Source organism: Mesorhizobium sp. MC2-1-1, assembly GCF_057597255.1.
The window spans coordinates 4135924-4159912 of the sequence record NZ_CP195205.1; the positions used below are offsets into that span (position 1 = coordinate 4135924).

The 23989-nt window shown below is 64.8% G+C and carries 23 protein-coding genes; 5 read left to right on the forward strand and 18 right to left on the reverse strand.

All coding sequences use genetic code 11. From position 1 onward, the window contains the following. Positions 1–5 precede the first annotated feature (5 nt). The 4 genes from ACR64R_RS20485 to ACR64R_RS20500 all read right to left on the reverse strand — a co-directional run bounded on the left by ACR64R_RS20485 (position 6) and on the right by ACR64R_RS20500 (position 4608). Complete coding sequence (locus tag ACR64R_RS20485; protein ID WP_487358096.1) at positions 6–908, reverse strand: branched-chain amino acid ABC transporter permease; 903 nt, start codon at positions 906–908, stop codon at positions 6–8. A gap of 427 nt (positions 909–1335) precedes the next feature. Then, the gene (locus ACR64R_RS20490; protein WP_487358097.1) at positions 1336–2337 is read right to left on the reverse strand and encodes a 4-hydroxyproline epimerase; all 1002 of its coding nucleotides are present in this window, start codon (positions 2335–2337) and stop codon (positions 1336–1338) included. 13 nt (positions 2338–2350) lie between these two features. After that, entirely contained in the window at positions 2351–3658 is a 1308-nt protein-coding gene (locus tag ACR64R_RS20495) for an NAD(P)/FAD-dependent oxidoreductase (protein ID WP_487358098.1), read from the reverse strand. Between the two features lie 14 nt (positions 3659–3672). After that, positions 3673–4608, reverse strand: a complete 936-nt coding sequence (locus ACR64R_RS20500; RefSeq protein WP_487358099.1) for a dihydrodipicolinate synthase family protein — start codon at positions 4606–4608, stop codon at positions 3673–3675. A 68-nt stretch (positions 4609–4676) separates the two neighbouring features. On the opposite strand from ACR64R_RS20500, the gene ACR64R_RS20505 reads away from it, so the two are divergent. Then, positions 4677–5381, forward strand: a complete 705-nt coding sequence (locus tag ACR64R_RS20505) for a GntR family transcriptional regulator (RefSeq protein WP_487358100.1) — start codon at positions 4677–4679, stop codon at positions 5379–5381. A 274-nt stretch (positions 5382–5655) separates the two neighbouring features. On the opposite strand, the gene ACR64R_RS20510 is transcribed toward ACR64R_RS20505, so the two are convergent. Beyond that, complete coding sequence (locus tag ACR64R_RS20510; protein ID WP_487358101.1) at positions 5656–5955, reverse strand: hypothetical protein; 300 nt, start codon at positions 5953–5955, stop codon at positions 5656–5658. 303 nt (positions 5956–6258) lie between these two features. After that, on the reverse strand, positions 6259–7755 hold the full coding sequence (locus ACR64R_RS20515; protein WP_487358102.1) for a CoA-acylating methylmalonate-semialdehyde dehydrogenase: 1497 nt from the start codon (positions 7753–7755) through the stop codon (positions 6259–6261). A 162-nt stretch (positions 7756–7917) separates the two neighbouring features. On the opposite strand from ACR64R_RS20515, the gene ACR64R_RS20520 reads away from it, so the two are divergent. Next, positions 7918–8799 carry a LysR family transcriptional regulator gene (locus ACR64R_RS20520; RefSeq protein ID WP_487358103.1) on the forward strand — a complete coding sequence of 294 codons (882 nt, stop codon included), beginning with the start codon at positions 7918–7920 and terminating at the stop codon, positions 8797–8799. Here the strand turns inward: ACR64R_RS20520 and ACR64R_RS20525 are convergent. Further along, a complete protein-coding gene (locus ACR64R_RS20525; protein ID WP_487358104.1) occupies positions 8796–9371 on the reverse strand; it encodes a hypothetical protein in 576 nt (191 codons plus the stop codon). The genes ACR64R_RS20520 and ACR64R_RS20525 overlap by 4 nt on opposite strands. 152 nt (positions 9372–9523) lie before the next feature. Between ACR64R_RS20525 and ACR64R_RS20530 the strand changes: the two genes are divergently transcribed. Both ACR64R_RS20530 and ACR64R_RS20535 read left to right on the forward strand, forming a co-directional pair. Then, positions 9524–9964 (forward strand): phospholipase A2 family protein, encoded by a 441-nt coding sequence (locus ACR64R_RS20530; protein WP_487358105.1) that lies wholly within the window; start codon positions 9524–9526, stop codon positions 9962–9964. Beyond that, positions 9961–12126 (forward strand): phospholipase D-like domain-containing protein, encoded by a 2166-nt coding sequence (locus ACR64R_RS20535; protein WP_487358106.1) that lies wholly within the window; start codon positions 9961–9963, stop codon positions 12124–12126. The genes ACR64R_RS20530 and ACR64R_RS20535 overlap by 4 nt, the downstream gene beginning before the upstream one ends. A 46-nt stretch (positions 12127–12172) precedes the next feature. On the opposite strand, the gene ACR64R_RS20540 is transcribed toward ACR64R_RS20535, so the two are convergent. The 10 genes from ACR64R_RS20540 to rsfS all read right to left on the reverse strand — a co-directional run bounded on the left by ACR64R_RS20540 (position 12173) and on the right by rsfS (position 21576). Continuing rightward, positions 12173–13435 carry a D-amino acid dehydrogenase gene (locus tag ACR64R_RS20540; RefSeq protein WP_487358107.1) on the reverse strand — a complete coding sequence of 421 codons (1263 nt, stop codon included), beginning with the start codon at positions 13433–13435 and terminating at the stop codon, positions 12173–12175. 21 nt (positions 13436–13456) lie between these two features. Beyond that, a complete protein-coding gene (locus tag ACR64R_RS20545; RefSeq protein WP_487358108.1) occupies positions 13457–13993 on the reverse strand; it encodes a GreA/GreB family elongation factor in 537 nt (178 codons plus the stop codon). Further along, positions 13990–14403, reverse strand: coding sequence for a nucleoside diphosphate kinase regulator (gene rnk / locus ACR64R_RS20550; protein WP_487358109.1), 414 nt, complete (start codon positions 14401–14403; stop codon positions 13990–13992). The genes ACR64R_RS20545 and rnk overlap by 4 nt, the downstream gene beginning before the upstream one ends. A gap of 264 nt (positions 14404–14667) precedes the next feature. Next, a complete protein-coding gene (alr, locus tag ACR64R_RS20555) occupies positions 14668–15819 on the reverse strand; it encodes an alanine racemase (RefSeq protein ID WP_487358110.1) in 1152 nt (383 codons plus the stop codon). Between the two features lie 73 nt (positions 15820–15892). Next, on the reverse strand, positions 15893–16408 hold the full coding sequence (locus ACR64R_RS20560; protein WP_487358111.1) for an RNA pyrophosphohydrolase: 516 nt from the start codon (positions 16406–16408) through the stop codon (positions 15893–15895). Positions 16409–16460: 52 nt separating this feature from the next. Beyond that, the gene (locus ACR64R_RS20565; protein WP_487358112.1) at positions 16461–17645 is read right to left on the reverse strand and encodes a divergent polysaccharide deacetylase family protein; all 1185 of its coding nucleotides are present in this window, start codon (positions 17643–17645) and stop codon (positions 16461–16463) included. Positions 17646–17848: 203 nt separating this feature from the next. After that, positions 17849–19180: a S41 family peptidase gene (locus tag ACR64R_RS20570; RefSeq protein WP_487358113.1), complete on the reverse strand. Its 1332-nt coding sequence runs from the start codon at positions 19178–19180 to the stop codon at positions 17849–17851. A gap of 1 nt (position 19181) precedes the next feature. After that, positions 19182–20516: a murein hydrolase activator EnvC family protein gene (locus tag ACR64R_RS20575; RefSeq protein ID WP_487358114.1), complete on the reverse strand. Its 1335-nt coding sequence runs from the start codon at positions 20514–20516 to the stop codon at positions 19182–19184. Positions 20517–20654: 138 nt separating this feature from the next. Then, complete coding sequence (gene rlmH, locus ACR64R_RS20580) at positions 20655–21137, reverse strand: 23S rRNA (pseudouridine(1915)-N(3))-methyltransferase RlmH (RefSeq protein WP_487358115.1); 483 nt, start codon at positions 21135–21137, stop codon at positions 20655–20657. Between the two features lie 61 nt (positions 21138–21198). After that, a complete protein-coding gene (rsfS, locus tag ACR64R_RS20585; RefSeq protein ID WP_487358116.1) occupies positions 21199–21576 on the reverse strand; it encodes a ribosome silencing factor in 378 nt (125 codons plus the stop codon). Between the two features lie 230 nt (positions 21577–21806). Between rsfS and ACR64R_RS20590 the strand changes: the two genes are divergently transcribed. Next, on the forward strand, positions 21807–22658 hold the full coding sequence (locus ACR64R_RS20590; RefSeq protein ID WP_487358117.1) for a mechanosensitive ion channel family protein: 852 nt from the start codon (positions 21807–21809) through the stop codon (positions 22656–22658). Between the two features lie 5 nt (positions 22659–22663). Here the strand turns inward: ACR64R_RS20590 and ACR64R_RS20595 are convergent, their stop codons facing one another. Then, positions 22664–23950: an MFS transporter gene (locus tag ACR64R_RS20595; RefSeq protein WP_487358118.1), complete on the reverse strand. Its 1287-nt coding sequence runs from the start codon at positions 23948–23950 to the stop codon at positions 22664–22666. Positions 23951–23989: the final 39 nt, after the last annotated feature.

Below are 23989 nucleotides of genomic sequence, written 5' to 3' on the forward strand. Positions count from 1 at the left end.
GAGGATCAGACCTTTTCGACTTCAGGCCGGCCCAGGATGCCGGAGGGCAGGAAGATGAGCACGATCGCCAGGATCGAGAAAGCGGCGACGTCCTTGTAGTCGATGGAGAAATAGGCCGACCACATGCTCTCGATGAAGCCGATGAGCAGTCCGCCGAGCACGGCGCCCGGCAGCGACCCAATGCCGCCGAGCACGGCCGCGGTGAAGGCCTTCACGCCCGGCACGAACCCGTCCGAGAACACCACGACGCCGTAATACATCAGGAACAGCGTGCCGGCGACGGCGGCGAGAGCCGCGCCCATGATGAAGGTGATGGAAATGGTGCGGTCGACGTCGATGCCGAGCAGCGCGGCCATCTTGCGGTCCTGCTCGCAGGCGCGCTGCGCCCGGCCGAGCGCCGTTCGATTGACGAGGTACCAGAAGATTGCCAGCAATATGACAGTGACGATCACGATGATGATCTGCTTCAGCGAGATGCTGATGCCGTCGATCGTGTAGACCTGGCTGACCAGCGGCGGGATCGGCTTGTTGCGAGGGCCCTGCGTCACCTGGACGAAGTTGGAAAGCGCGATCGACATGCCGATGGCGGTGATCAGCGGCGCCAGCCGGAACGAGCCGCGCAGCGGCCTGTAGGCCACCTTCTCGATCGTCCAGTTGTAGAGGCTGGTGAGAAGCATCGCCACGATCATCATGATCAGAAGCGCCACAACGACCGGCACCGAATAGAACAATGCGCCAAGGATGAGGAAGACGATGAGCGCGGTGAAGGCGCCGACCATGAAAATGTCGCCATGGGCGAAATTGATCATGCCGATGATGCCGTAGACCATCGTATAGCCGATCGCGATCAGCCCATAGATCGATCCCAGCGTCAGCCCGTTGATAAGCTGCTGGACGAAGTACTGCATATTTACGCGGCTCCCCTGGAATGTCGCCTTTGCGGACGCATTCCTTTTCGTATTTCCCCTAGTCGTAAAGTTTCGAGCCCGGATTGCAACGTGATTTTTCAATCGCTCCGCGTGGTTTGCAGGCACGCCGTCCGATTGCTCGTTTTTTCACACCCGACCCCTGGACTATCGCGGACCCTAGCATTGGCACAACGCAATGTCTTTGACGATTCAACCTTATGATGGGCTTCGTGTCGAAGAAATCACCGTCAAAATAAGTTGATGAGAAGAATCCTTGCAAGATCGAAGCGCTCCGTTTCCAGCCTGCGCACATTACGTAAGGTCATGATTGTGTCATCTGCGACCGCCATGTGACGGCAAGACGCCCTCGTCTCGCGGGTCGCGTCTTGGACCTCACCGCAGCCGGAATACATGCCGGCTGAGCGCATCAGGTGACAATGAATCCATGCGCGAACGGATCGCGGTCGTCGATGAAGATTGTGTTCAGTCCGGTCATGCGCGCCCAGCCGCCGATGGAAGGAATGATCGCCGGTTTGCCGGCGACGCTGACCTCTTTCTCGACCCTGCCCTTGAACAGCGAGCCGATGATCGATTCATGGACAAAACTGTCGCCGGGCTTGAGCCTGCCCTTGGCGTGGAGCTGCGCCATTCGCGCCGAGGTTCCCGTGCCGCAAGGCGAGCGGTCGATCGCCTTGTCGCCATAGAACACGGCGTTGCGGGCATCGGCCTCGGCATGCCTGGGCTTGCCTGTCCAAAGCATGTGCGAGAGCCGGTTGATGCCGGGATTCTCCGGATGCACGAAGGAGTATTTCTCATTGAGGCGCTGTCGCACTACCGGGCTCCAGGCGATGAGGTCGCCCGCCGAGTAGTCGGCCATGTCCCGGTAGTTCTGCTGCGGCTCGACGATGGCGTAGAAATTACCGCCATAGGCGACGTCGACAGTGATCTCGCCCAGCACCGGGCATTCGACGGTCAGCCCTTCAGCATAGAGGAAGGACGGCACGTTGGTGATGCGCACCTCCTCGACATATTCGCCTACTTGGCTGTATTCGGCGACGACCAGGCCGGCCGGCGTGTCGAGCCTCAGCACGCCCGGCGTCCTCGGCTTCACCAACCCGTGCTCGATCGCCATCGTCACCGTGCCGATCGTGCCGTGCCCGCACATCGGCAGGCAGCCCGACGTCTCGATGAACAGGATGGCGATGTCGCAGTCCTCGCGCGTCGGCGGATAGAGGATCGAGCCCGACATCACGTCATGGCCGCGCGGCTCGAACATCAGCCCGGTGCGGATCCAGTCATACTCGGCGAGGAAATGCGCCCGCCGCTCCATCATCGTCGAGCCCTCGAGCAGCGGCCCGCCGCCGGCAACCAGGCGCACCGGATTGCCGCAGGTATGCCCGTCGATGCAGAAGAAGGATTTCTTGGTCATCAAACTCTCTTTTTCAGAAACGCTGCGCACGGAACGGGGTGAGATCGAGCGGCGGAGGCTGCCCGAGGATGAGATCGCGGATCAAGCGCCCGGTCGCCGCCGACTGGGTCAGGCCGAGATGGCCATGGCCAAATGCATAGAAGATGTCCGGCGCGCGCGCCGCGCCGATCACCGGCAGAGAATCCGGCAGCGACGGGCGATAACCCATCCACTCGCGGCCGCCCGACGGATCGAGCCCCGGCAGGAAACGGCTTGCCTTCTCAAGCATCGCCTTGGAACGCGCGAAGTTCGGCGGCCGCTCGATGCCGCCGAGCTCGACTGCGCCGCCGACGCGCAGGCCCGTTGACAGCGGAGTGATGACAAAGCCATGGCCGGAAAAGATCAGCTGCCGCTTCACGTCGAAGGCCGATGCCGGCAGCGTCGTGTTGTAGCCGCGCTCGGTTTCGAGCGGGATGCGGTCGCCGAGATCCTTCGCCAGGAGATGCGACCAGGCTCCGGCGGCGATCACAAGCTTGCTTGCCTTTCGCCTGGTGCCATCGGCCAGAACGATCGTGCCGCCGTTTGCCCCGGCTTCCACGCGTTCGACCCGCGCATGCTCGAAACGGGCGCCAAGCTTTTCCGCATAGGCCCAGACCGCCTTGCCGAGCAGCTTCGGATCGGCGACCGTCTTCCAGCCCGGCACGAAAGTGCCCTTGACGAAACGCGGCGAAAGGCCCGGCTGGAGCGCGGCCATCTCCTCGCCCTCGACATGGCGGAAGCCGATGCCGAAACGCTGGCGCTCGGCCCAGCCGGGTAGTGAGGCGCGGAACTCCGCATCGCTTTCATAGAATTCCAGGGAACCGTCCTCGCGCAGCATCGGCCGGGTGCCGGAGCGGTCGAGCAGGCCCATCCACTCGGCCTCGGCAAGCTTCATCATGCCGGCCTGCGTGGCCAGGCTCGTCTCGTAGTGCTTCGCCGCTCCCGCCCGCCAGAAGCGGATCAACCACGGCAGGAGCGTCGGCAGATAGGCCGGCGGAATGGTAAGTGGTCCGAGCGGATCGGCGAGCCATTTCGGCAATTGCCGGATCATCCCCTTATGCGCCAGCGGCAGCACATCGGAGAAGGCGAAGGCGGCGGCATTGCCGGAACTCGTCTCCTCGCAGATACCGGTACGATCAAAGACGGTGACGCTCCGCCCCGCTTCCGAGAGCAGGGCCGCCGCGCAGATGCCGATGATGCCGCCACCGATGATGGCGATGTCCTCCCCTTCCCCCCGCGAACGGGGAGAAGGCGCCCGTAGGGCAGATGAGGGGCGGCGCCCGTCCTCGGAATTTTCCTGCACGTGAAGGCTGTCCCTTATTCTGCCGCCACCAGCTTGTCCGTCGACCGAGCAGACGTCTGCAGCGGCGGCAGCGTCGGCCGCACCGCCAGCGCGTCCCGGATGATCTTCTCGACCGCCTTGCGGCGTTCGCCGGAGAGCGGCTGGCGCGGCATGCGCACGCGGTCATTGGTACCGATCGCCAGCACTTCGGCAAGCTTGATGTTTTGGACCAGATAGGTGGATACGTCGAGGTCCAGCAAGGGCCGGAACCAGCGGTAGATCGCCAGTGCCTCCTCGCGGCGCCCTTCTCTCATCAAGTGGTAGATTGCGACCGTCTCGCGCGGGAAGGCGGTGACCAGACCGGCGACCCAGCCGGTGGCGCCCACCGACAGCGCCTCGAAGGCGAGGTTGTCGACGCCGGTGAAGAGATCGTAGCGGTCGCCGAGCCGGTTGATGATTTCGGTTGAGCGGCGGATGTCGTCGGACGATTCCTTGATGGCGACGAAGCGCTTGTCCGACGCCAGCTCCTCCATCAGGTCGACGGTGACGTCGACGCGATAGGCGAGCCGGTTGGAATAGATCATCACCGGCAGGTCGGCGGCTTCCGCCACGGCGCGAAGAGCGGCGACCGTCTCTTCCGGATTGGTGTGGTAGATCGGGCTCGGCACTACCATCAGCCCGTCGGCGCCTTCCTTGGCTGCGCGCCTCGCGATGCTCGCCGCCTCGCGTGTGCCGGGCTCGTTGACGGTCAAAAGCACCGGCTTCCTGCCGGCGACTTTCTGCGCCGTCTTCAGCACTTCGACCTTCTCGTCATGCGACAGCATTGGGCCCTCGCCGAGCGAACCGCAGACGATGATGCCGTCGCAACCGGCCTCCATCTGCAGGCCGAAACAGCGCTCCATCTCGGCGTGGTCGAGGCGGTCGTCGGCGGTGAATTTGGTCGTGACTGCGGGGAAAACTCCGGTCCACATGGCTATTTCTCCTCTGATATATCAGTCGTATATCTATTAAGAATTAGCCTGTCAACGCTGAATCCGTTATGATATATGAAAAATATATCAGGAGCCTGCCATTGATCTCCCAACTGATATCCATTGAGGCGAACGCGACCTTCGAGCCGGCGGCGACCAGAGCCTATCGCGCGCTTGAGCACATGATCGTCACGCTCGAGCTGGCGCCGTCGAGCTTCGTCACCGAGGGCGCGCTGATCGACCGCCTGGGTCTCGGACGCACCCCCGTGCGCGAGGCAATCCAGAGGCTGGCATGGGAAGGCCTTCTGGACATCAGACCCCGAGCCGGCATCGCGGTCGCGCCGCTTCACGCCGGCGACTGGCTGCGGGTGCTGGACGCACGGCGCGGCATCGAGGTGGTGCTCGCCCGCTCGGCCGCGCGCTTCGTCACGCGCGAGGCCGCCGACCTGTTTCACGAGGCGGCCCTGGCCATGCAGAAGGCGGTGATTTCCGGCAACGTGCTTGCCTTCATCCAGGCCGACAAGGCGCTCGACGAAGCGCTGGCCATGGCGGCTGACAATCCGTTCGCGGCGCGAGTGGCCGCCCCCTTGCAAAGCCACAGCCGCCGCTTCTGGTTCCGCTATAAGGCCGACACCGGGCTGGCCGAATCCGCCGAGCATCACGTCGCGCTGATCCGTTCCATCCTCGACGGCGACGAGGAGGGCGCCGCCAAGGACGCCAAGAAACTGATGGCGCTGCTGCGCGGCCACGCCGAGGTTGCTGCCACTCGATAGGCTAGATCGGCCTTTTGGCTGTGCTCCTCTGCGCCGCCATTCAAGGAGAGGTCGAGGGGCGGCAACAAGGGCCTGGCCCCAATCGGTCAGGCAGGCTCAGATGACGAAAGTGCTCGCCAAGCTGTCGCCGGCCGCCACGGACGCAAGGGGTCGCGGAGCTGGCAGCTTTTCCTGTTCGAATCGCGCATCCGCAATTCACAGCATCAAGCACGCAATCGACTGCGGCACGGCGCCGACGCTCTGAATGCTGCCGCCGCCGTCGCGCAGTTCCGCGTCAAGCGCCCGGCATCGCCGCCGTGATGGTTGGGCTGTCCCAGCCCTCGCCGGCAGAGAGCACGCAGCTCTGGCCTTTGGTGTCCGAGGCCAGCACGGTCCAGCTGCCCTGATCCGAGACGAAGATCTCCAGCACGACGTTCGGATTGATCAGGCCCCGGCCGGCCTCGCTTTCGTGAAATTTGTCTCCAAGCGCCTTGATGATGTCCGCGCGCGGCGCGCATTGCGCCGCCGCGTTCACCGGCGCGGCGCCACCGATCGTCGCCGCGGCCAGTAATGTCGCCATAAGAATTCGCGTCATCTGACACCTCCTCGCGCCAGACATAGACCCCGGCTGCTACCGGCGCTGTTTGATTTGCCTGCACGCAGGCTGGAATACAGCCTAAGGCGGATGACGGTCTGTTGGTTCCATCACACGGCAGCGGAATTATTAGAAAATGCGCATGCTCTCTCGGAGCGCCGCGCCGCGGATCTTGTCCCATCGGTTGCACCGAGCGATCGTACTGAAAGGCAAAAAACCTTGGCCTTGGGGACAGGCCGCATCCTCGCCAAAAGAAAAGCGCGGCTTTCACCGCGCTTCTCAGTAGTTCAGAGGCTTGTCCGCTCAGTTCATCGTCGGGATGACGAACTCCGCGCCGTCCTTGATCCCGGACGGCCAGCGCGAGGTGACCGTCTTGGTCTTGGTGTAGAAGCGGAACGCATCCGGGCCGTGCTGGTTGAGATCGCCGAAAGACGACGCTTTCCAGCCGCCGAAGGTGTAGTAGGCGATCGGAACCGGGATCGGCACGTTGATGCCGACCATGCCCACCTGGACGCGCGAAGCGAAGTCGCGCGCCGCGTCGCCGTCGCGGGTGAAGATGGCGACGCCATTGCCCATCTCGTGGTCGTTGGCGAGCTTGATCGCATCCTCATAGCGCGGCGCGCGCACCACCGAGAGCACCGGCCCGAAGATCTCTTCCTTGTAGATGCGCATGTCGGCGGTCACGTTGTCGAACAGGCAGCCGCCCATGTAATAGCCGTTCTCATAGCCCTGCATCTTGAAGCCGCGCCCGTCGACGACCAGCTTTGCGCCTTCCTTGACGCCGATGTCGACATAGCCCTTGACGCGCTCCAGCGCCTGCGCCGTCACCAGCGGGCCGAAATCGGCGGAAGAATCCGTCGAGGGACCGACCTTCAGGCTCTCCACGCGCGGCACCAGCTTTTCCATCAGCCGGTTGGCGGTGTCGTTGCCGACCGGGACCGCCACCGAGATCGCCATGCAGCGCTCGCCGGCCGAGCCGTAGCCGGCGCCGATCAGCGCGTCGACCGTCTGGTCCATGTCGGCGTCGGGCATGATGATCATGTGGTTCTTGGCGCCGCCGAAACACTGCACGCGCTTGCCCGACGCGGTGCCGCGCGAATAAATATAATGCGCGATCGGCGTCGAGCCGACGAAGCCGATGGCCTTGATATCCGGATCGTCGAGAATGGCGTCGACGACTTCCTTGTCGCCGTTGACGACATTGAGGATGCCTTCCGGCAGGCCGGCCTCGATGAATAGTTCCGCTATACGCAACGGAACGCCCGGATCACGCTCGGAAGGCTTCAGGATGAAGGCATTGCCGCAGGCGATGGCCGGCGCGATCTTCCATAGCGGGATCATGGCCGGGAAGTTGAACGGGGTGATGCCGGCGACCACGCCAAGCGGCTGGCGCATCGAATAAACGTCGATGCCGGGACCTGCGCCATCGGTGAACTCGCCCTTCATCATATGCGGGGCGCCGATGCAGACCTCGACCACTTCGAGGCCGCGCTGGATGTCGCCGCGCGCGTCGGCAATAGTCTTGCCATGCTCGCGCGCCAGGATGTCGGCCAGTTCGTCATAGTCGCGGGCGACCAGTTCGAGGAATTTCATGAGCACGCGCACGCGGCGCTGCGGGTTGGTGGCGGCCCATTTCGGCTGCGCCGCCTTGGCGTTCTCGACCGCGGCGCGCAGTTCCGCCTGCGAGGCCAGCGCCACCGTGCCGCGCACGGAGCCGTCCAGCGGCTGCATCACATCCTGCTTGCGGCCGCTGGTGCCGGCGACACGCTTGCCGCCGATGAAATGACCGTATTCGATCATGGTTTCTCTCCCTGTGTCCTGATGATGGTGCATTGTCCGCCTTTGCGGCGCCGAAGGCAACGCGAGGAAGAACGCAACCGTTGTGCGTAAAATGGACAGCGGCCATAGAGTGTGCATTAATTGCCGCAAATGACAGGGTGCGCCTGTCGTCAGGGATTTCTTATGAACTGGGATGACGTCCGCATCTTCCTAGCCGTGGCGCGCGCCGGCCAGATCCTTGGCGCGGCCAGGCGCCTGGAACTCAACCATGCGACCGTCTCGCGTCGCATCGCCGCGCTCGAGGAGGCGCTTAGGACAAAGCTCTTCCGCCGCCTGACCACCGGCAGCGAATTGACCCCGGCCGGCGAGCGCTTCCTCGACATCGCCGAGCGCATGGAAAGCGACATGATCGCCGCGCGCTCGACCATTGCCGGCGAGGGCGACGACGTTTCGGGGACCGTGCGCATCGGCGCGCCCGACGGATTCGGCGTCGCCTTCCTGGCAAAGCGGCTCGGCGAGCTGACCGCTCTGCACCGTGAGCTCACCATCCAGCTGGTGCCGGTGCCGCGCTCCTTCTCGCTGTCCCGACGCGAGGCCGATATCGCGATAACCGTCGAGCGGCCGACCGAAGGCCGGCTTGTGGCGGGCAAGTTGGTCGACTACACGCTCGGCCTGTTTGCGTCCCGCGCCTACGCAGAAGCCAGCGGCGTCCCAAAAACGCCGGCCGAGCTCGGCAGCCATACGCTGATCGGCTATGTGCCGGACCTGATCGTCAGCCCCTCGCTAGACTATGCATCCGAGTTCAGCCCCGAATGGCGCACCAGCTTCGCCATCTCCTCGGCGCTCGGCCAGGCCGAAGCGGTGCGCGCCGGCGCCGGCATCGGGATCTTGCACACCTTCATCGCCCGCTCGATGCCTGAACTGGTGCCGGTCGACATCGTCGCGCCGATCCGCCGCGCCTACTGGCTGGTCTATCATGAATCGGTAAGGCCGCTGCGCCGCGTCCAGCTCGTCGCCAATTTCATCACCAAGGCGGTGGAACTGGAACGGAGCCTCTTTGTCTAATCCGCGTCGAGCACGAAGGAGCTCACCACCTTCCGGGCTTCGTCCGCAAGCGGCGCCCATTTGCGTGCCGCTTCCTCGGCGCTGTCGCCTGCGACGCCGCAATTGGCGAGGCCGTAGCGTGTGCCGCGCAACGAAATAGCGACCTCGGCATGACCATAGAAATCGACGTCGCTATCGCTGTAGTGAAAATCCATCTCGGCGATCCGTACCGGATAGCCGTCGGGAAACCGCGCCAGCCTGTCGTTGCTGAACTGGGCGGAGCCAAAGGCGGCGCCCACCATTTTCTGCCAGCTTTCCAAGGACCAGTCTTTCTCGATATAGGTCTTGGGCTCACGCGGCACATTCGGATCGAGCGGGTCGTTCAGGCCGGCCGACACCCGACAGACAAGGCCTTCTTCGCCGGACCTGACCTTGAGCTTTATCGAATTGCCGGGCTTTGCTTCATTCGTCCATTCGTCGGGATAGGTCAGCGAAAAGCCATGCTCCTTGTCGTGGATGGTCTTGTCCGCTGCGAGCGCGGCCGGCGCGCAGGCCAGGAATGCGGCCGCGGCCGCAAGAAGAAAAAGACGCATCCCGAAGTCCCCTCCCTGCGGCCGATCCTATCACAGGCATTTGGTCGTTGCCGCCTTGCCTCCGCCACAAATTCAGCCACTGTGGCACCAGCGTGCCTGGCCATGCCATGACGGAGCGCGAGGGGGACAATCTTCGGAACGCCGGCAGGGAAATGCGAGCCGTTCTTGCCATTCTGCCGCTGCTCTTGCTGTCGGGCTGCGCCAATCCCTGGACGAAGGTTCCGGAAGCGCGGCTGCCGAAGCCGGTCCGCTACGCCATGTCGCGGCCATCGCCTTTCGTGATCGGCAATTATTGCGGCCCAGGCACGCGCACCGGCGATCTGTCGGCCAGGCCCGTCGACCGTCTCGATGCCGCGTGCCGGATCCACGACGCCTGCTATATCGCCCGGCACGATCATTGCGAATGCGACGGCGCGCTGGTCGCCGCCGCGCGGAAGATTCGAGACGACAGGACCGCGCCACTCAAGATGCGCAACGAGGCCGAACTGCTGATCGCCACCTTTGCGTTCCCGGTCTGCAGAATCTTTCCGCAAGGTTTCCTGCCGCCGCGCGATCCCAGCCAGCTGAGAGCCATGCACGGTGCGACCGGATGAGCGTGGGATCAGCAATCGCCGGGGCGTTGCTTGGACTGGCGCTGGCAGCACTTGCCGGTTGCGCCGGCATGCCCGGCGATTCGGCCTGCGCCTTCTTTCCGGGCGACGGCGCCTGCGGCCGCCTTCCGGTCTCGGCCGACGGCAGCGGCGCCGAGATAGCCACGGCGCGATATTTCGCCGGCGATGGCGACAGTGCCTATGACAGGGAGTTCCAAGCGCTGCTTGCCCGAAGCCGCCTGGATGCTCTCGACCGCGCCAACGGCACCGGCCGTTTCGGCCGCGACTGGCGCGATGTTCAGAACACCGGCTTCCATGCGACCTACCCGGCGCTGCAGCGGCTGGCGAAACCGATGGACGACACCGAGTTGGCGCCAGCTCACGGCAAACCGGGCGAAGGCCATTTCACCGGTCGCTGGCGCATGTCGCGGCAGACCCTCTATCTCGATGCCGCCGCGCGGCCTTCGGCGTCCAAGACCTTCAGCTTCTCCGGCCTGCAGGCGCGCTCGGTCGAGATCGTGCTGCGCCAGGCCGGACAGCGGCCCGTCGACATCGGCGGCACCTGTAACGGACCGCTCGCGATCCGCGCATCGGGCCGCTCCACCATCGTCGCCGCGGCCTCGTCATTCCATTTGAGCCTGCCGGTCACCGACACCACCATCAGCCTGTTCCCGGACCAGGCGCTCACCCGCTGCGATCTGCGCATCGGTTCTTCCCTGGCGCCTGCCGGAGCGCCGCTGACCTTGCTGCGCGAGGAGAGCGCCGATCCCTGGATCACAGCGCTGGACAGCCGCTACGACCGCTGCCCGGTCCCCGATCCGAAGGGGATGGAGGAGCTCGACCGCGTTTTTTATGCCAGCCGCTGGCTATCCCAGACCTGCGCGCTGCCGCTGGCGTCGCCGACCCTGCTGCGCAAATCGCGTGACGGCTTCAACGCCAAGGTCGAGGCCATGCTCGGCAGGACGCTGCCGGACAGCGCCATCGAGAAGGCCGACCCGGAAATGCCGCTGGATTTCTCCAACGCGCCGAAGCTCAGGCTGATCTATCTGTCGTCGCTGGAGTTCAAGGCGGATTTCTCCGGCCGCATCATGGAGCGGCTGATCCGCCATCACGCCGCACTTGGCACCAAGGTGCGCATCCTGGTCACTGACGTGCTGGAACGGGAGAAGGACGACGCCATGCTGCACCGGCTGGCATCCGAATTCCCCAATGTCGAACTGCAGGAATATCGCTGGCAGGCCGACCATGGCGCGCCATTCGACGAGCAGATCTCGCAGCTTCACAAGACCCATCACATCAAGATGCTCGCGACATTGGCCGAGGAGCCCGCACGCTCACGCGTCATCATCGGTGGCCGCAACATCCATGACGGCTTTCTGTTCCACCAACCGGTCGACCTGACCCGCTATCCGGACCTCGAGCAATACGGCAAGACCGACGGTTTCTCGCTGAACTACTACTCCAACTGGAGCGACTTCGACATCGAGATCGCCGACCAGGCGACCGTCGAGACCCTGGCCGCGCATCTGTCGACGATCTGGCTGCGCGACGCCGACACCAATTTGTCGCGGCCATTTTCCATTCCGGCGCGGTCAGGCGGCCGCCCGCCGAGGGGCGTGGCGCGGCATTTCATTTCCGTGCCGTACGAGGACGGGCACGCGCTGGAGGCCTATTTCGTCGAGCTGATCGACACCGCCGAGCACCGCATTGAGATCGTCAATCCCTATCTCAACCTGACGCCGGATATCGCCCGGGCCTTCGACCGGGCTCTGGCCAGGGGAGTGAAGATCGATGTCGTCGGCCGCATCGATCTCAAAGGCGATATCGGCGGCCGGTTCCTCACCGCGCTCAACAAGCTGTTCGTCGAGAAATACGGCGACCGCATCAACATCCGCGAGTTCAAGGCGCCCGATGTCGTGCTGCATTCCAAGATCATGATGATCGACGAAAGGCTGGTCGCCATCTCCTCGGTCAACCTCAACAACCGCAGCTTCTTCCATGACTCGGAGAACGGCGTGGTCGTGCTCGACCCGGCCTTTTATGCCAGGATGAAGCCGATTTACCAGGACTACGTCGCTCATTCCCGGCCGGTCGCCGCCAAGGTTGGCGTCGGCTGGGCCTACCGGCTGCTGTTCAGCGACACGTGGGTGCGTGAGGCGTTCTAAGCGAGCGCCGCGCGCGGTTTCCGTTTCCATGAAACGGTGAAAGGCTCTAGATCGGCTTGAGATACCGCTCCGGGCTGAGGTCGCGCGCGTTGATCTCCGGCACCCGGTTAGACATGATATCGGCCAGCACCTTCGCCGAGCCGCAGGCCATGGTCCAGCCGAGCGTGCCGTGGCCGGTATTAAGATAGAGGTTGGCGACCTCGCTTTGCCCGATCAAAGGCGGTCCGTCCGGCGTCATCGGCCGCAGGCCGCACCAGAAGCTCGCCGCCTTGAGATCGCCGCTGCCAGGGAAGAGGTCGCCGACCGAATGTTCGAGAGTGCGGCGGCGCGATTCGTGCAGGCGCAAATCATAGCCTGAGATCTCCGCCGTGCCGCCGACACGGATGCGGTCGCCAAGCCGCGTGATCGCCACCTTGTAGGTCTCGTCCATGACGGTCGAAACCGGCGCCGCGTCGGCATTGTGGATCGGCACGGTGATCGAATAGCCCTTTACCGGATAGACTGGAATGGGCCGCCCCAGCTCGCGCATGAAATGCGCTGAGTAGCTGCCCAACGCCATCACGAAAGCGTCCGCGGATTTCCATCCGCTATCCGTGAGGATGTTGGTGAAGCGGTTGCGGCTCCTGACGACGCGCCGGATGATGGAGCCGTATTCGAATGTCACGCCGCGCGCCACGCAGAGCGCGGCGAGCTTGTCGGTGAACATCTTGCAGTCGCCGGTCTCGTCTCCGGGAAGCCTGAGACCGCCGACGAATTTTTCGCGCACCGCCGCGAGCGCCGGCTCAGCGGCTATACAGCCGTCGCGATCGAGGATCTCGTAAGGCACGCCGTATTTCTTCAGCACCTCGACGTCGCCGCCGGTGCCGTCGAGCTGCTTCTGCTTGCGGAAGAGCTGCAGCGTGCCTTTTGTTCGTTCGTCGTAGGTGATGCCGGTCGCCTCGCGCAACGCCTTCAGCGTGTCGCGGCTGTATTCGGCAAGCGGCACCATGCGCGACTTGTTGAGTGCGTAGCGCTCTGCCGTGCAATTGCGCAGCATCTTGATGAGCCACGTCCACATATTAGGGTCGAAGGCCGGCCGCACGACCAGCGGGCCGTGTTTCATCAGCAGCCATTTGATGGCTTTGATCGGAACGCCGGGCCCGGCCCAGGGCGAGGCGTAGCCCGGCGATACCTCTCCGGCGTTGGCGAAGCTGGTTTCGAGCCCCGGCCCCGGCTGGCGATCGTAGACGGTCACTTCATGACCGGCCTCGGCGAGGAAGTAGGCTGTGGTGACACCGATGACGCCGCCGCCCAACACGATGACTTTCATTCTATGCTCCCTCAAGGCCGATCATGCCGCGGAAGGGCCCGGATCGTCCCCTTCTGTCTGCCGGATTTTACCGCGCCCGCCAAGGGGCCAGTCACCCGCGGGCGCGCTGTGGACCAGCTTGAGGACGTGGCGAGGCCGTTCGCCGGCGCGATCCCGCGCCGCCCGCCGCGCGGCCTCCGGTTGATAGGCCACATGCTCGAGAAGGATCGGTTCGGCAGGGCCGTCTGGCCGCTCCGCCAGCGCGAATTGGCCCGTCGTCATGCCAAGCAGGCACAGGCCGCGCCATGTGGCGACCGGGAGGCTGGAGCCGACCGGAGCGGATGCTTCTGCCTGCACCAGCGTCCGGGTCTGCGACGAACCGCCGCTGACGCGGAACATCACCCGGCTGTTGAGCGTGGCAAGGTCGGGCTCCACGGCCTCCGTCGCAATGACGCGGCTTTCGGCGAGCTTGCGTTCGAGCATCGGCGCCATCGGATCGGCAAACGCGCGACGGCGCATCAGCATAGCCTCGATCACCGCGAAGTCTTTCGCCGTCAGGCGGTAGAGGGCCCTGCTCATGTCTCGCTCCGCCCCTGTCGGACGGCGTCGATCGTCGCCGAAAGCACCCGGCTGTCGCGGCTCCGCCACGAGACCGTGCGTCCGGCACGCGCGCCGATCAGCGCCGTTCCAAGCGGCGTCAGCACCGATATGCGTTTTTCGGCGATGTCGGCTTCCGCCGGATAGACCAGCGTCACCGTTCGGGTGCTTCCCTCCGGATCTTGCAGCGTCACCGTCGAGCCCATCCGCACGACGTCGGCGGGCATTGCCGCCTCGCTGGCCACCCTGGCGCGGTCCATTTCGGCAAGCAGGTCCTCGGCCATATCGGGCGCCCGGTCGAGAAAGGCCCTGGCGAGACTGCTCAGCCGGTCGCGATCGGCAGCGCTGACAAGGATGGAATTTCGGGGATGCGATTTCGTTGCTGTGAGCATGGCATACCTCATGTGCTGGCGCATCGGCGATGCGCGCAAGCCGCCACCGAAGGTGGCGAACAAAGCCGGGCCGCAAAGGCCGTCGACTCGATGAAAATGTCTGGAATTCAATGCCCCTGTTCACGCGGCCGCCGGCATTGGCGGCCACGCCGGGGCTACGCTCCCGCGATGGGGCAAACCCTGAAGCAGGTCTTGGTATAAGCGAGGTTGCTCATGCCCCGAACCTTGCCGAGAAGCCCCGGCTTGTCAAGCAAGCCTACCGCTTCAGGAACCAATGTAGCGGCGGTGAAAGCGCGCACCCAGGCTGGTCAATATCTCGTAGCCGATGGTGCCGGCGTGGCCGGCCGCGTCGTCGACGCTTTGCGAAGAACCGACGAGCTCGACGAGGTCGCCTTCCTTGAGCCGGCCGGCCGGAAGCGCCGAGATATCGAGGATGATCGAGTCCATGGACACGCGACCGACGAAGGGCAAGCGCACGCCGTCGAACCAGGCGGCCGAAGCGGCGCGCCTGTGCCAGCCGTCGCCATAGCCCAGCGAAATGGTCGCGAGGTCGAGGGGCCCGTCCGCATGGCGGGTGTGGCCATAGCCGATCCCGGCGCCGGCGCCGACCTGGCGCGTCTGCGCCACCTTGGCTCGCAGCCCTATCACCGGCAGCATCGGATTGGGTTCGCGGGGCGTCGGGTTGACGCCATAGAGTGCTGCTCCGGGACGGGCGAGATCGTAGTGATAGGCCGACCCGAGAAAGATGCCGGACGAGTTGGCCAGGGAGGCCGGCGCCGCTGGCAGCATCTTGCGCAGCCGGTCGAATTCGCGCCGCTGCGTCTCGTTCGCCGCCTGAAACGGCTCGTCGGCGCGGGCGAGATGGCTCATCACGAAACGGATGTCGATGCCCTCGAAGGCGCCGGTCTCCCCCGCGACCGCCTCGACTTCCGCCGGCGCCATGCCGAGCCTTGCCATGCCGCTGTCGACCTGGATGGCGGCAGCCAGCCTCCGGCCCTTGCCTCGCGCGGTCTCGCGCCAGGCCTTCAGCTGCATGGTGCTGTTGATGACGGGGCAAAGCCCGGCTGCCGCGGCTTCCGGTTCCGAACCCGGCGGCAGTCCGTTCAGCACGAAGATGTCCGGCCCCGGGCCTACCGCCTCGCGCAGCGCGATGCCCTCGCCGGTCAGCGCGACAAAGAAGATGTCGCAGCCCTCTTTCGCCAAAGCCGAGGCCACGCATGCGGCGCCGAGCCCATAGCCGTCGGCCTTGAGCACGCCGGCGCAGCGGACGCCATTCAGCCGCGTCTTCAGCCGGCGATAGTTTTCCCGGATGGCCCCGAGGTCGATCGTCAGGATCGCCCCGGCGGCCGCCTCGCTCACAGTGGAATTGCCGCTTGCATCATTGTCCGGAAACGCGCCTCCGGTGTCGTCGTCCATGGCGACCCCCGTTCATCGATCGCCAATCAATACGGCCATGGAGCCGCCGCGACAACCGGACGGATGGCGACTGTCAGGAAGCCAGGTGCTGGAAGGCAGCCACCACCTGCTCATAGACCTTGCGCTTGAACGGCACGATCAGATCCGGCAGCTCGCGCATCGGCCGCCAGGCCCATTCGTCGAATTCGGCCGTGTGGCCGCCGGGCGGCGGATTGATCTCTATCTCGCTTTCGTCGCCCTCGAAGCGATAGGCGAACCATTTCTGCGTCTGGCCGCGATAGCGGCCCTTGAAGGCAACGCCGACCAGATGCGGCGGCAGATCGTAGTTGATCCAACGCGGCGCCTCGGCAAGCAGCGACACGCTGCGCATGCCGGTTTCCTCATGGAGCTCGCGGCCGGCGGCCTCGATCGGCTCCTCGCCCTTGTCGATCCCGCCTTGCGGCATCTGCCAGAGCTGCGTCGTGCCGGAAAACTCGCTGTCCGGTTCGGGGATGCGGTGGCCGACCCAGACCAGGCCGGCCTTGTTGAGGACCATCACCCCGACGCAGGGACGATAGGGCAGCGTTTGAGGATCGACATTCTTGGCCATTGGTCAGCTTCCCAGCGGTTTTCGAGAATGGACTTGGGCGAGGCGGGTAGGGTTAGCCCTTTTGCGGATCGATCGCCACCGCCGAGATCGGCACGATCTCGATGCCGCGCTTCTTCGCCTCGGCGATCCAGGACGCCACCGTGTCGACGGTGATATCGAAGGCCGAACCGATGCCGACCGCGGAGCCCTTGGCGCGCGCCGTGGCTTCGAGGCTGTCCAGCTTCTTGAGGATCTCGCCACGATCCTGCACGGCGTCGATCGCCATGTCGCCGGCGACGAACGGCACGCCGTCCTTCAGCGCGAGATCAGAAGCGACGCTACGCGCGGACGAACCGTCGTCGATATAGGCAAGCCCCCGCTTGCCGAGCTCGGCCATGAACGGTTCCATCGCCGTGGCGTCGGCCGAAAAGCGCGCGCCCATATAGTTCATGACGCCGGTATAGTTGGTGGTGCGGGACAGCGCCCAGCGCAGGCTCTTGAGGTTCTCGTCCGGGCTGGCCGACACCGTCAGCGTGTTGCGGCCGGGATTGACGTTCGGATAATCGAACGGCTCGAGCGGCACCTGCATGACGATCTCATGCCCACTTTGCCTTGCTGCCTGCATCCAGCGGCCGATGCTGTTGCCTTGCGGGGCGAATGCGAGCGTCACTTCGGCCGGCAGCTTGGCGATCGCGGCCTGCGTGCCGGTCTGCGAGACGGCGAGCCCGCCGATGACGATCGCCAACCGTGCCCCGCGCGCGCCCGACCACGGCCGCGCATAAACGTCGAAGGGCCGCCTGCCGTCGGCAGAGCGCATCGGCAGCGGACCGGTGTCGCTGGGCTCGATCAGCCCCTTATCCGGGATATGGGCGACCTTGAGGTTCTGGCCGAGCGTCGAGGGATCGCGAATCACGATCGCCGTCTTAGGCGGCCCATCGCCTTCCTCGGTCTGGACATGGATGATCTGCGGGCCGCCGCTCTTCATCGGCGTTCCGGCCTGCGGCGCGGCCGCCGGGGCCGGTGCGGGCGTGGGCGCCGGTGTAACGGGAGCGACAGTGACCTTCGGCGTCGAAACCGCCACTTCCTGAGGTTTACGGAAAGGCTTTTCGCGCAACGCGATCGCGCCGGAAACGCCGACTACGACAAGCACGGCGACCACCGCGGCAATCGCTCCGCCACTGAAGCCGCGCGACTCAGGCTGCTTGGGCCGCAGCTTCTGTCCAAGCGGACGCTCGATGTCCTTGCCGATGTCAGCCAAGCTATGTTCCCAGCACGCCGCCTGAAGCGAATGTCACGTCCGACGTGAGATCCTACGCAAACTTCACAATCGTCGGCGCTATACCCCAGACGCGTGGCGCCCCAGCCCCGGGGCCCGAATCAAACTGCCGGAACCTCGCGGTCCCGGCAGCATTGCATTGCTTCGCTCAGCCGGCCAGAGCTTTGCCCCGGCCGCGCCGGCCCTTACTGGTTCAGCACGGCCTTGTCCTGATTCGGCGGAAAGGCCGGATCGGTCTTTTCGCCGCGCAGGAGCTGCTCGGCATAGATCAGCTGCAGGTCGTCCTTCGGATCCGGCGGCACATAGGCGGCCGAGCCCGAACCGCTGGCGTTCTCGTCGGCGCCCTTGATGTGACCCTTGAGATCGGATTCGCCACGCGTCAGGTCGCGGCCCTGCAGGTCCGGCGGCAGCGGCTGGTCGACCTTGATGTCCGGGGTGATGCCCTTGCCCTGGATCGACTTGCCCGACGGCGTGTAATAGAGCGCCGTGGTGAGCCTGAGGGCGCCATTCTCGCCGAGCGGGATGATGGTCTGCACCGAGCCCTTGCCGAAGGACTGCGTGCCGACCACCGTGACGCGGCGCAGGTCCTGCAGCGCGCCGGCCACGATCTCCGAGGCGCTAGCCGAACCGCCATTGACCAGCACGATCATCGGCTTGCCGTTGATATCGTCGACCTGCTTCGGCTTGGCGTCGAAGCGGGTGACGTCCTTCGGGTCGCGGCCGCGCGTCGAGACGATCTCGCCGCGCTTGAGGAACGCATCCGACACGCTCACCGCCTGGTCGAGCAGACCGCCCGGATTGAGGCGAAGGTCGAGCACATAGCCCTTCAGCTTGTCATCGGGCACCTGCTTCTTGATGTTCTCGATGGCGTTCTCGAGATCGTCATAGGTCTTTTCCGTGAAGGAGGTGATCTTCATGTAGCCGATGTCCTTCTCGACCCGGTACTTCACCGCCTTGACCTTGATGATGTCGCGCACCACCGTCAGCTCGATCGGCTTGTCGGCACCCTGGCGCAGTATGGTCAGCTTGATCGGCGTGTTGACCGGCCCGCGCATCTTCTCGACCGCGTCGTTGAGGGTGAGGCCGCGAACCTCCTGGCCGTCGATCTTGGCGATGTAGTCGCCGGAAAGCACGCCCGCCTTGGCGGCCGGCGTGTCGTCGATCGGCGTGATGACCTTGACGAGGTCGTTCTCCATGGTGACCTCGATGCCGAGGCCGCCGAACTCGCCCTTGGTCTGCACGCGCATGTCCTGCGCCTGTTCGGCATTCATGTAGGACGAGTGCGGGTCCAGCGAGGCCAGCATGCCGTTGATGGCGTTCTCGACCAGCGACTTGTCGTCCGGCGGCGTCACATAATTGGCGCGCACGCGCTCGAAGATGTCGCCGAAGATCGCCAGCTGCTTGTAGGTTTCCGAACCCGCAGCGTTCGCCGCCGAACCCGGTGCGCCGTAGACCAGGCTCATTGCCGATGCGCCCATCAGCGCGCCGGCAAACAGAAGCGACAGTTTCCGCATCATTTCACGTCCTTCCAGAGAATCGGTCCGCCCACCATGGGGCCGGATCGACAGGTTTTCCATCCTTGCGGAACTCGACATAGAGTTCCGACGTCGAATTCTCATTCCGCGAGGCCGAGGTGCTTGCCACCCGGGCCTCTCCCATCGCGCCGATCGGCTCTCCCGCGAGCACCGACTGTCCGGTCACGACGCTGATTCTGCTCATCCCCGCCAGGACGACATGATACCCATCGCCCGCATTGAGGATCAAGAGTTGACCATAGGAACGAAACGGCCCCGCATAAAGCACGTTTCCATCCGCAGGCGCGGTCACGATGGCCCCCGATTGTGTCGCAACCATGTCGCCCTGCATTGCCGCGCCGTTGCCGTCATCGGCGCCGAAACGCAGCTTGATCTTGCCGATGACCGGCAGCGCGATCTGGCCTTGCAATGCCGAAAACGGAGCTGATCCCGTGAGGCGGTTGGCTTCCGGCACCGGCAGCGCGGCAAGCTCGGCCGTCGACGACGACGTTTCGCTGTCGGTCGATTTCCGCTCGCCCGCCTTGACCTGGTCTTGCGCCTTGCGCGCCTTGTCGGCTTCAAGCGAGGCAATCAGGTCCTTTAGGCTGCTTGCCTTGGCCGCCAGCTGCTGCGAGTGCTGCTGCTCGGCCGCGATCGCCGTCTGGGTATCGGCCTGCAGCTTCTTCTTGGCCTCGAGCAGCATGGTGAGCCGCTTCTTCTCCGCCGTTTGATCGGTGACGGCGGTGGTAAGTCGCGCCCGTTCGGTCTCGATGGAGGCCGTCACCCTTGTCTGCTCCTTGAGATCGGCCATCAGCCGGTCGGTCTGCTGGCGAAGTTCCGGCACCACGGCGCCCAGCAGGATGGCGCTGCGCACCGACGACAGCGCGTCTTCCGGCTTGACCAGAATCGCCGGCGGCGGGTTGAGCCCCATGCGCTGCAGCGCCCCCAGCACCTCGGCAAGCACGTCGCGCCGCGCCATGAGGGAGGCGCGCAGCTTCTGTTCCTCGGCCTTAAGCCCTTCGAGTTTGGCGCCGATGTCCTCGATGTCCTGGCCGAGCTTCTGTTCCGTCATCGCCGACTGGATGAGCGCCGCGGTAATCGAGGCATAGTCCTTGCGCACCGAGGCGATGTCGGCGGCGAGCTTGGCCAGCCGCTCCGACGACAGCGTGATCTCCTTGGAAACCTGCTCGTATTCGGCCCGGCTCTGATCAGGATCGGGGGCCATGTCGAGCGATTGTTCGGCCGCCCGGACCGGCCCGAGCGCGACCGCGGCGGCGACAAGTGTCAAACCGCAACGGCTGCGCCAGGCGCGCGCTCTCGAATTCCAGCCTTCAGACATCAGGCCTCGACTGTATCCGCCGCTTCGTTAACGAACCATCAACCATGTTGGAAGCGCCCAATAACCCGGATGCCGTGCGATTGAGGCGGAAATCGAGGCAAAGGCCGGCAATGCCCAGCTTTCGGTCGATGCCGTTATTCACGATCGATGATACGGATGGCCCGACAGGATCGTCGATATCCGGTAAAGCTGCTCGCCCAGCATCACCCGCACGAGCTGGTGAGGCCAGGTCAGCGCGCCGAACGACAGCACCAGTTCCGCCTGCTCGCGCAAGGACCTGTCATGGCCGTCGGCGCCGCCAATGGCGACGACCAGCGCCTTGCGGCCACTGTCGCGCAATTGGCCGATGCGGGCTGCCCAATCCTCCGAGGAGAGCGACTTGCCGCGCTCGTCGAGCAGGATGAGGACGGCGCCCGACTGCAACTGGGCCTGGAGCTTATGGGCTTCCTCGCGACGGCGCTCGTCGGCGCTCTGTCCGCGGCTTTCGGGGATTTCGACGATGCCGGCAAATTCCAGCCCTACTGCCGGCCCGCTCTTGGCGAAGCGCTCGAAATAGCGGTCGGCGAGTTCCCTCTCGGGGCCGGTCTTCATTCGGCCCACGGCATGAACGGTGATCTTCATCCTCGCCCCGGCGAGCTTGTCTAGCGCATACCGTGACGGGTCACGGCATACGGATCAAGGCTCAGTGCAAGGTCTCTTCCTCGAGATCCGGCGCCTGCCACATCTTTTCGAGATTGTAGAATTCGCGGACTTCGGGGCGGAAGACATGGACGATGATGTCGCCCGAATCGATCAGGACCCAGTCGGCGCTGGCCAGCCCCTCGACGCGCGCCGTGCCGAGGCCGGCATCCTTGAGCGCTTTGAGGAGATGATCGGCGACAGCCGAGACATGACGGTGCGATCGGCCGGAGGCGATGACCATATAGTCACCGAGGCTCGATTTTCCCTGGATGTCGATTGAGACGATGTTTTCGGCCTTGGAGTCTTCCAGACTGGCAAGGACTGTGTCGAGGGCGAGGGTCGCGGCGGCGTTGCCGCTGATCCCGGCCGGCGAAGGCATGATATCGGCCTTCTTCCGCAGTGCTGTTCTCAGTGTGTTTCCTTTCCGAACAAGAACAACCAAATCACCAAGGAAATCAGGTGATCCCACTTAGATAGGCAGAGTTCCGTTGCAGTTTCAAGACGACAGCCCGGCGCATCGGCTGAGTCGCCTCCGGAGGAGGCGCAGACGGCGGGGAACTGATCTCCGACGCACGGGTTATCCGCGCACCGACCAACGGGATCCCCGCCATGCCCACCGACCCGCAAAGCGCCCTCATCACCATTCAGGCCGGGCTTGCGCAGCTCAGCACCTTGATCGTTTCCTATTCCTTCTCGGCCATCGGCGCCGTGATCCTGATGGTTGTCGGGTATCTCGTCGCCGGTCTCGCCGAGCGCTCGATCCGTGCCGGTCTCGGCCATATCCACGGCTTTGACGCGACCTTGCGGCATTTCTTCTCCAAGATCGTCCGCTACGCCATCCTGATCCTGGTCACCATCATGGTGCTAGGGCAGTTTGGGGTGCAGACGGCCTCCATCATCGCAGCAATAGGCGCCATCGGCCTGGCAATTGGGCTGGCGCTGCAGGGCACGCTGCAGAACATCGCCGCGGGCATCATGCTTCTGGCGCTCCGGCCCTTCCGCATCGGCGAATATGTCGAGGTCGGCTCGATTGCCGGCACCATCGAGGAGATCGGCCTGTTCGCCACCAAGCTGCGCTCCGCCGACGGCGTCTATGTGCTGGCGCCCAACTCTACGCTCTGGAACCAGCCGGTGCGCAATTTCACACGCAACGGCGTGCGGCGCACCGATGTGAGCTTGAGCATCGGCTCCTGGAACGACATCGATCGCGCGCAAAAGACCCTGCTTGCGATAGCAGGCGCCGAGAAGCGCATCCGGCGCGAACCGGCACCGATCGCCTTCGTGGCCAGCGTCGGCGACACCACCGTTTCGCTCACCTTGCGCTACTGGACTTCCGCCGCCGACTATTTCTCGACCCAGGTCGACATGACCAAGCGCGCCAAGCAGGCGTTCGACAGCGAGGGCATCTCGGTCCCCCTGCCGCCGCCCGAAGCGCCAGCGCCGGAGGCGCGCAAACAGTAGCCGGTTCAGTGCTGCCGGGGCTGTTCATCGGGCGCGAAGGCAAGCTCCACCGGTAAAGGCGTCTGCGCCGACATCGGCGCGAAATTGCCGCTTGTGGCAGCGGGTGTCGGCCGGCCTGCCGTCACGCGCCACAGCACGAACAGGCAGAAGGCCGAGGCGATGACGATGCCGACATAAATGAACGTCTCGGTGCCGAAGACAGCGGAAAGCGCCGTCACTATGCTCGGCACGATGAAGCCGGCCAGCGACCAGGCAAACAGCATCGAGCTCGACAGCGCCAAAAGCTCATCCTTTCCAGCGCGGTCGGCGGCATGCGCGCTGGAGAGTGCGTAGATCGATTCCGACGCGCCGTCCCAGATGAGATAGATCACCACCAGCACCATAAGCGCGCCGCCGTCGAAGACGATGGCCAGCACGCTGGCGACGGTCGCGAGCGCCGCCGCGCCTGCCAGCACGTAGCGCCGGTCGGTGCGGTCGGAAATCCAGCCGAGCGGTATCTGCAGGATCAGCGTGCCGACCGGCATCGCCGACAACAGCAGCGCCACGTCGGCCTGGCTGTAGCCCTTGGCGGTGGCATGGATCGGCGCGAACCCGGAGACGATCATCGACAGACCGCCGACCGCCAGCATGCCGGCGACGCCGACCGGCGAGATGCGCCAGGCGCGGCGCAGCGCCACGGATGCGGCCTGTGGCGCCGGCGGCTGGGCAAGCCTGGTCATGCCAACCGGCAGAATGGAGAGCGCGGTGAAGGTGATGCCGATCAGCGACGCGGCCGCCGTGTGGATGTCGATCGCCGCCAGCGTGGCGTACCCGATGCCCAGGCCGCCGATATAGGCGACATAGAACACCGCCATCACACGGCCACGGATCGAATTCGGCAAGGCATCGTTCAGCCAGCTCTGCGCGACGATGAACAGCCCGCAGATTGCAAAGCCGTAGAGGGCCCGCGCGGCGATCCACAATAGCGGGATCGGACCGGCGCCGATCGCCGCATTGGAAAGCGCGATCAGCGCCGAAAGCACCATGAAGGCGCGGGCGTGGCCCACTCGCTTGACGACCGGACCGGTCAGGATGCAGCCTGCAAGGCCGCCGGCCGAAAGCCCGGTGACGATCAGCCCGGCCCAGGTCGGGTCGAAACCGTCGGCGCCGAGGCGCACAGGGATATAGGCGAACATCAGCCCGTTGCCGATCGCGATCAGCGCCATCGACACGATGACGCTGGCAATGGCGATCAGCGGCGCCGACTGCTCGGCGCGGCCCGGATCGGTCGTGGTAGGGTTCTTTTCAAGCATGCTTGCGCACATTGGCCCACAGGCCAGCAAAAGGCCGCC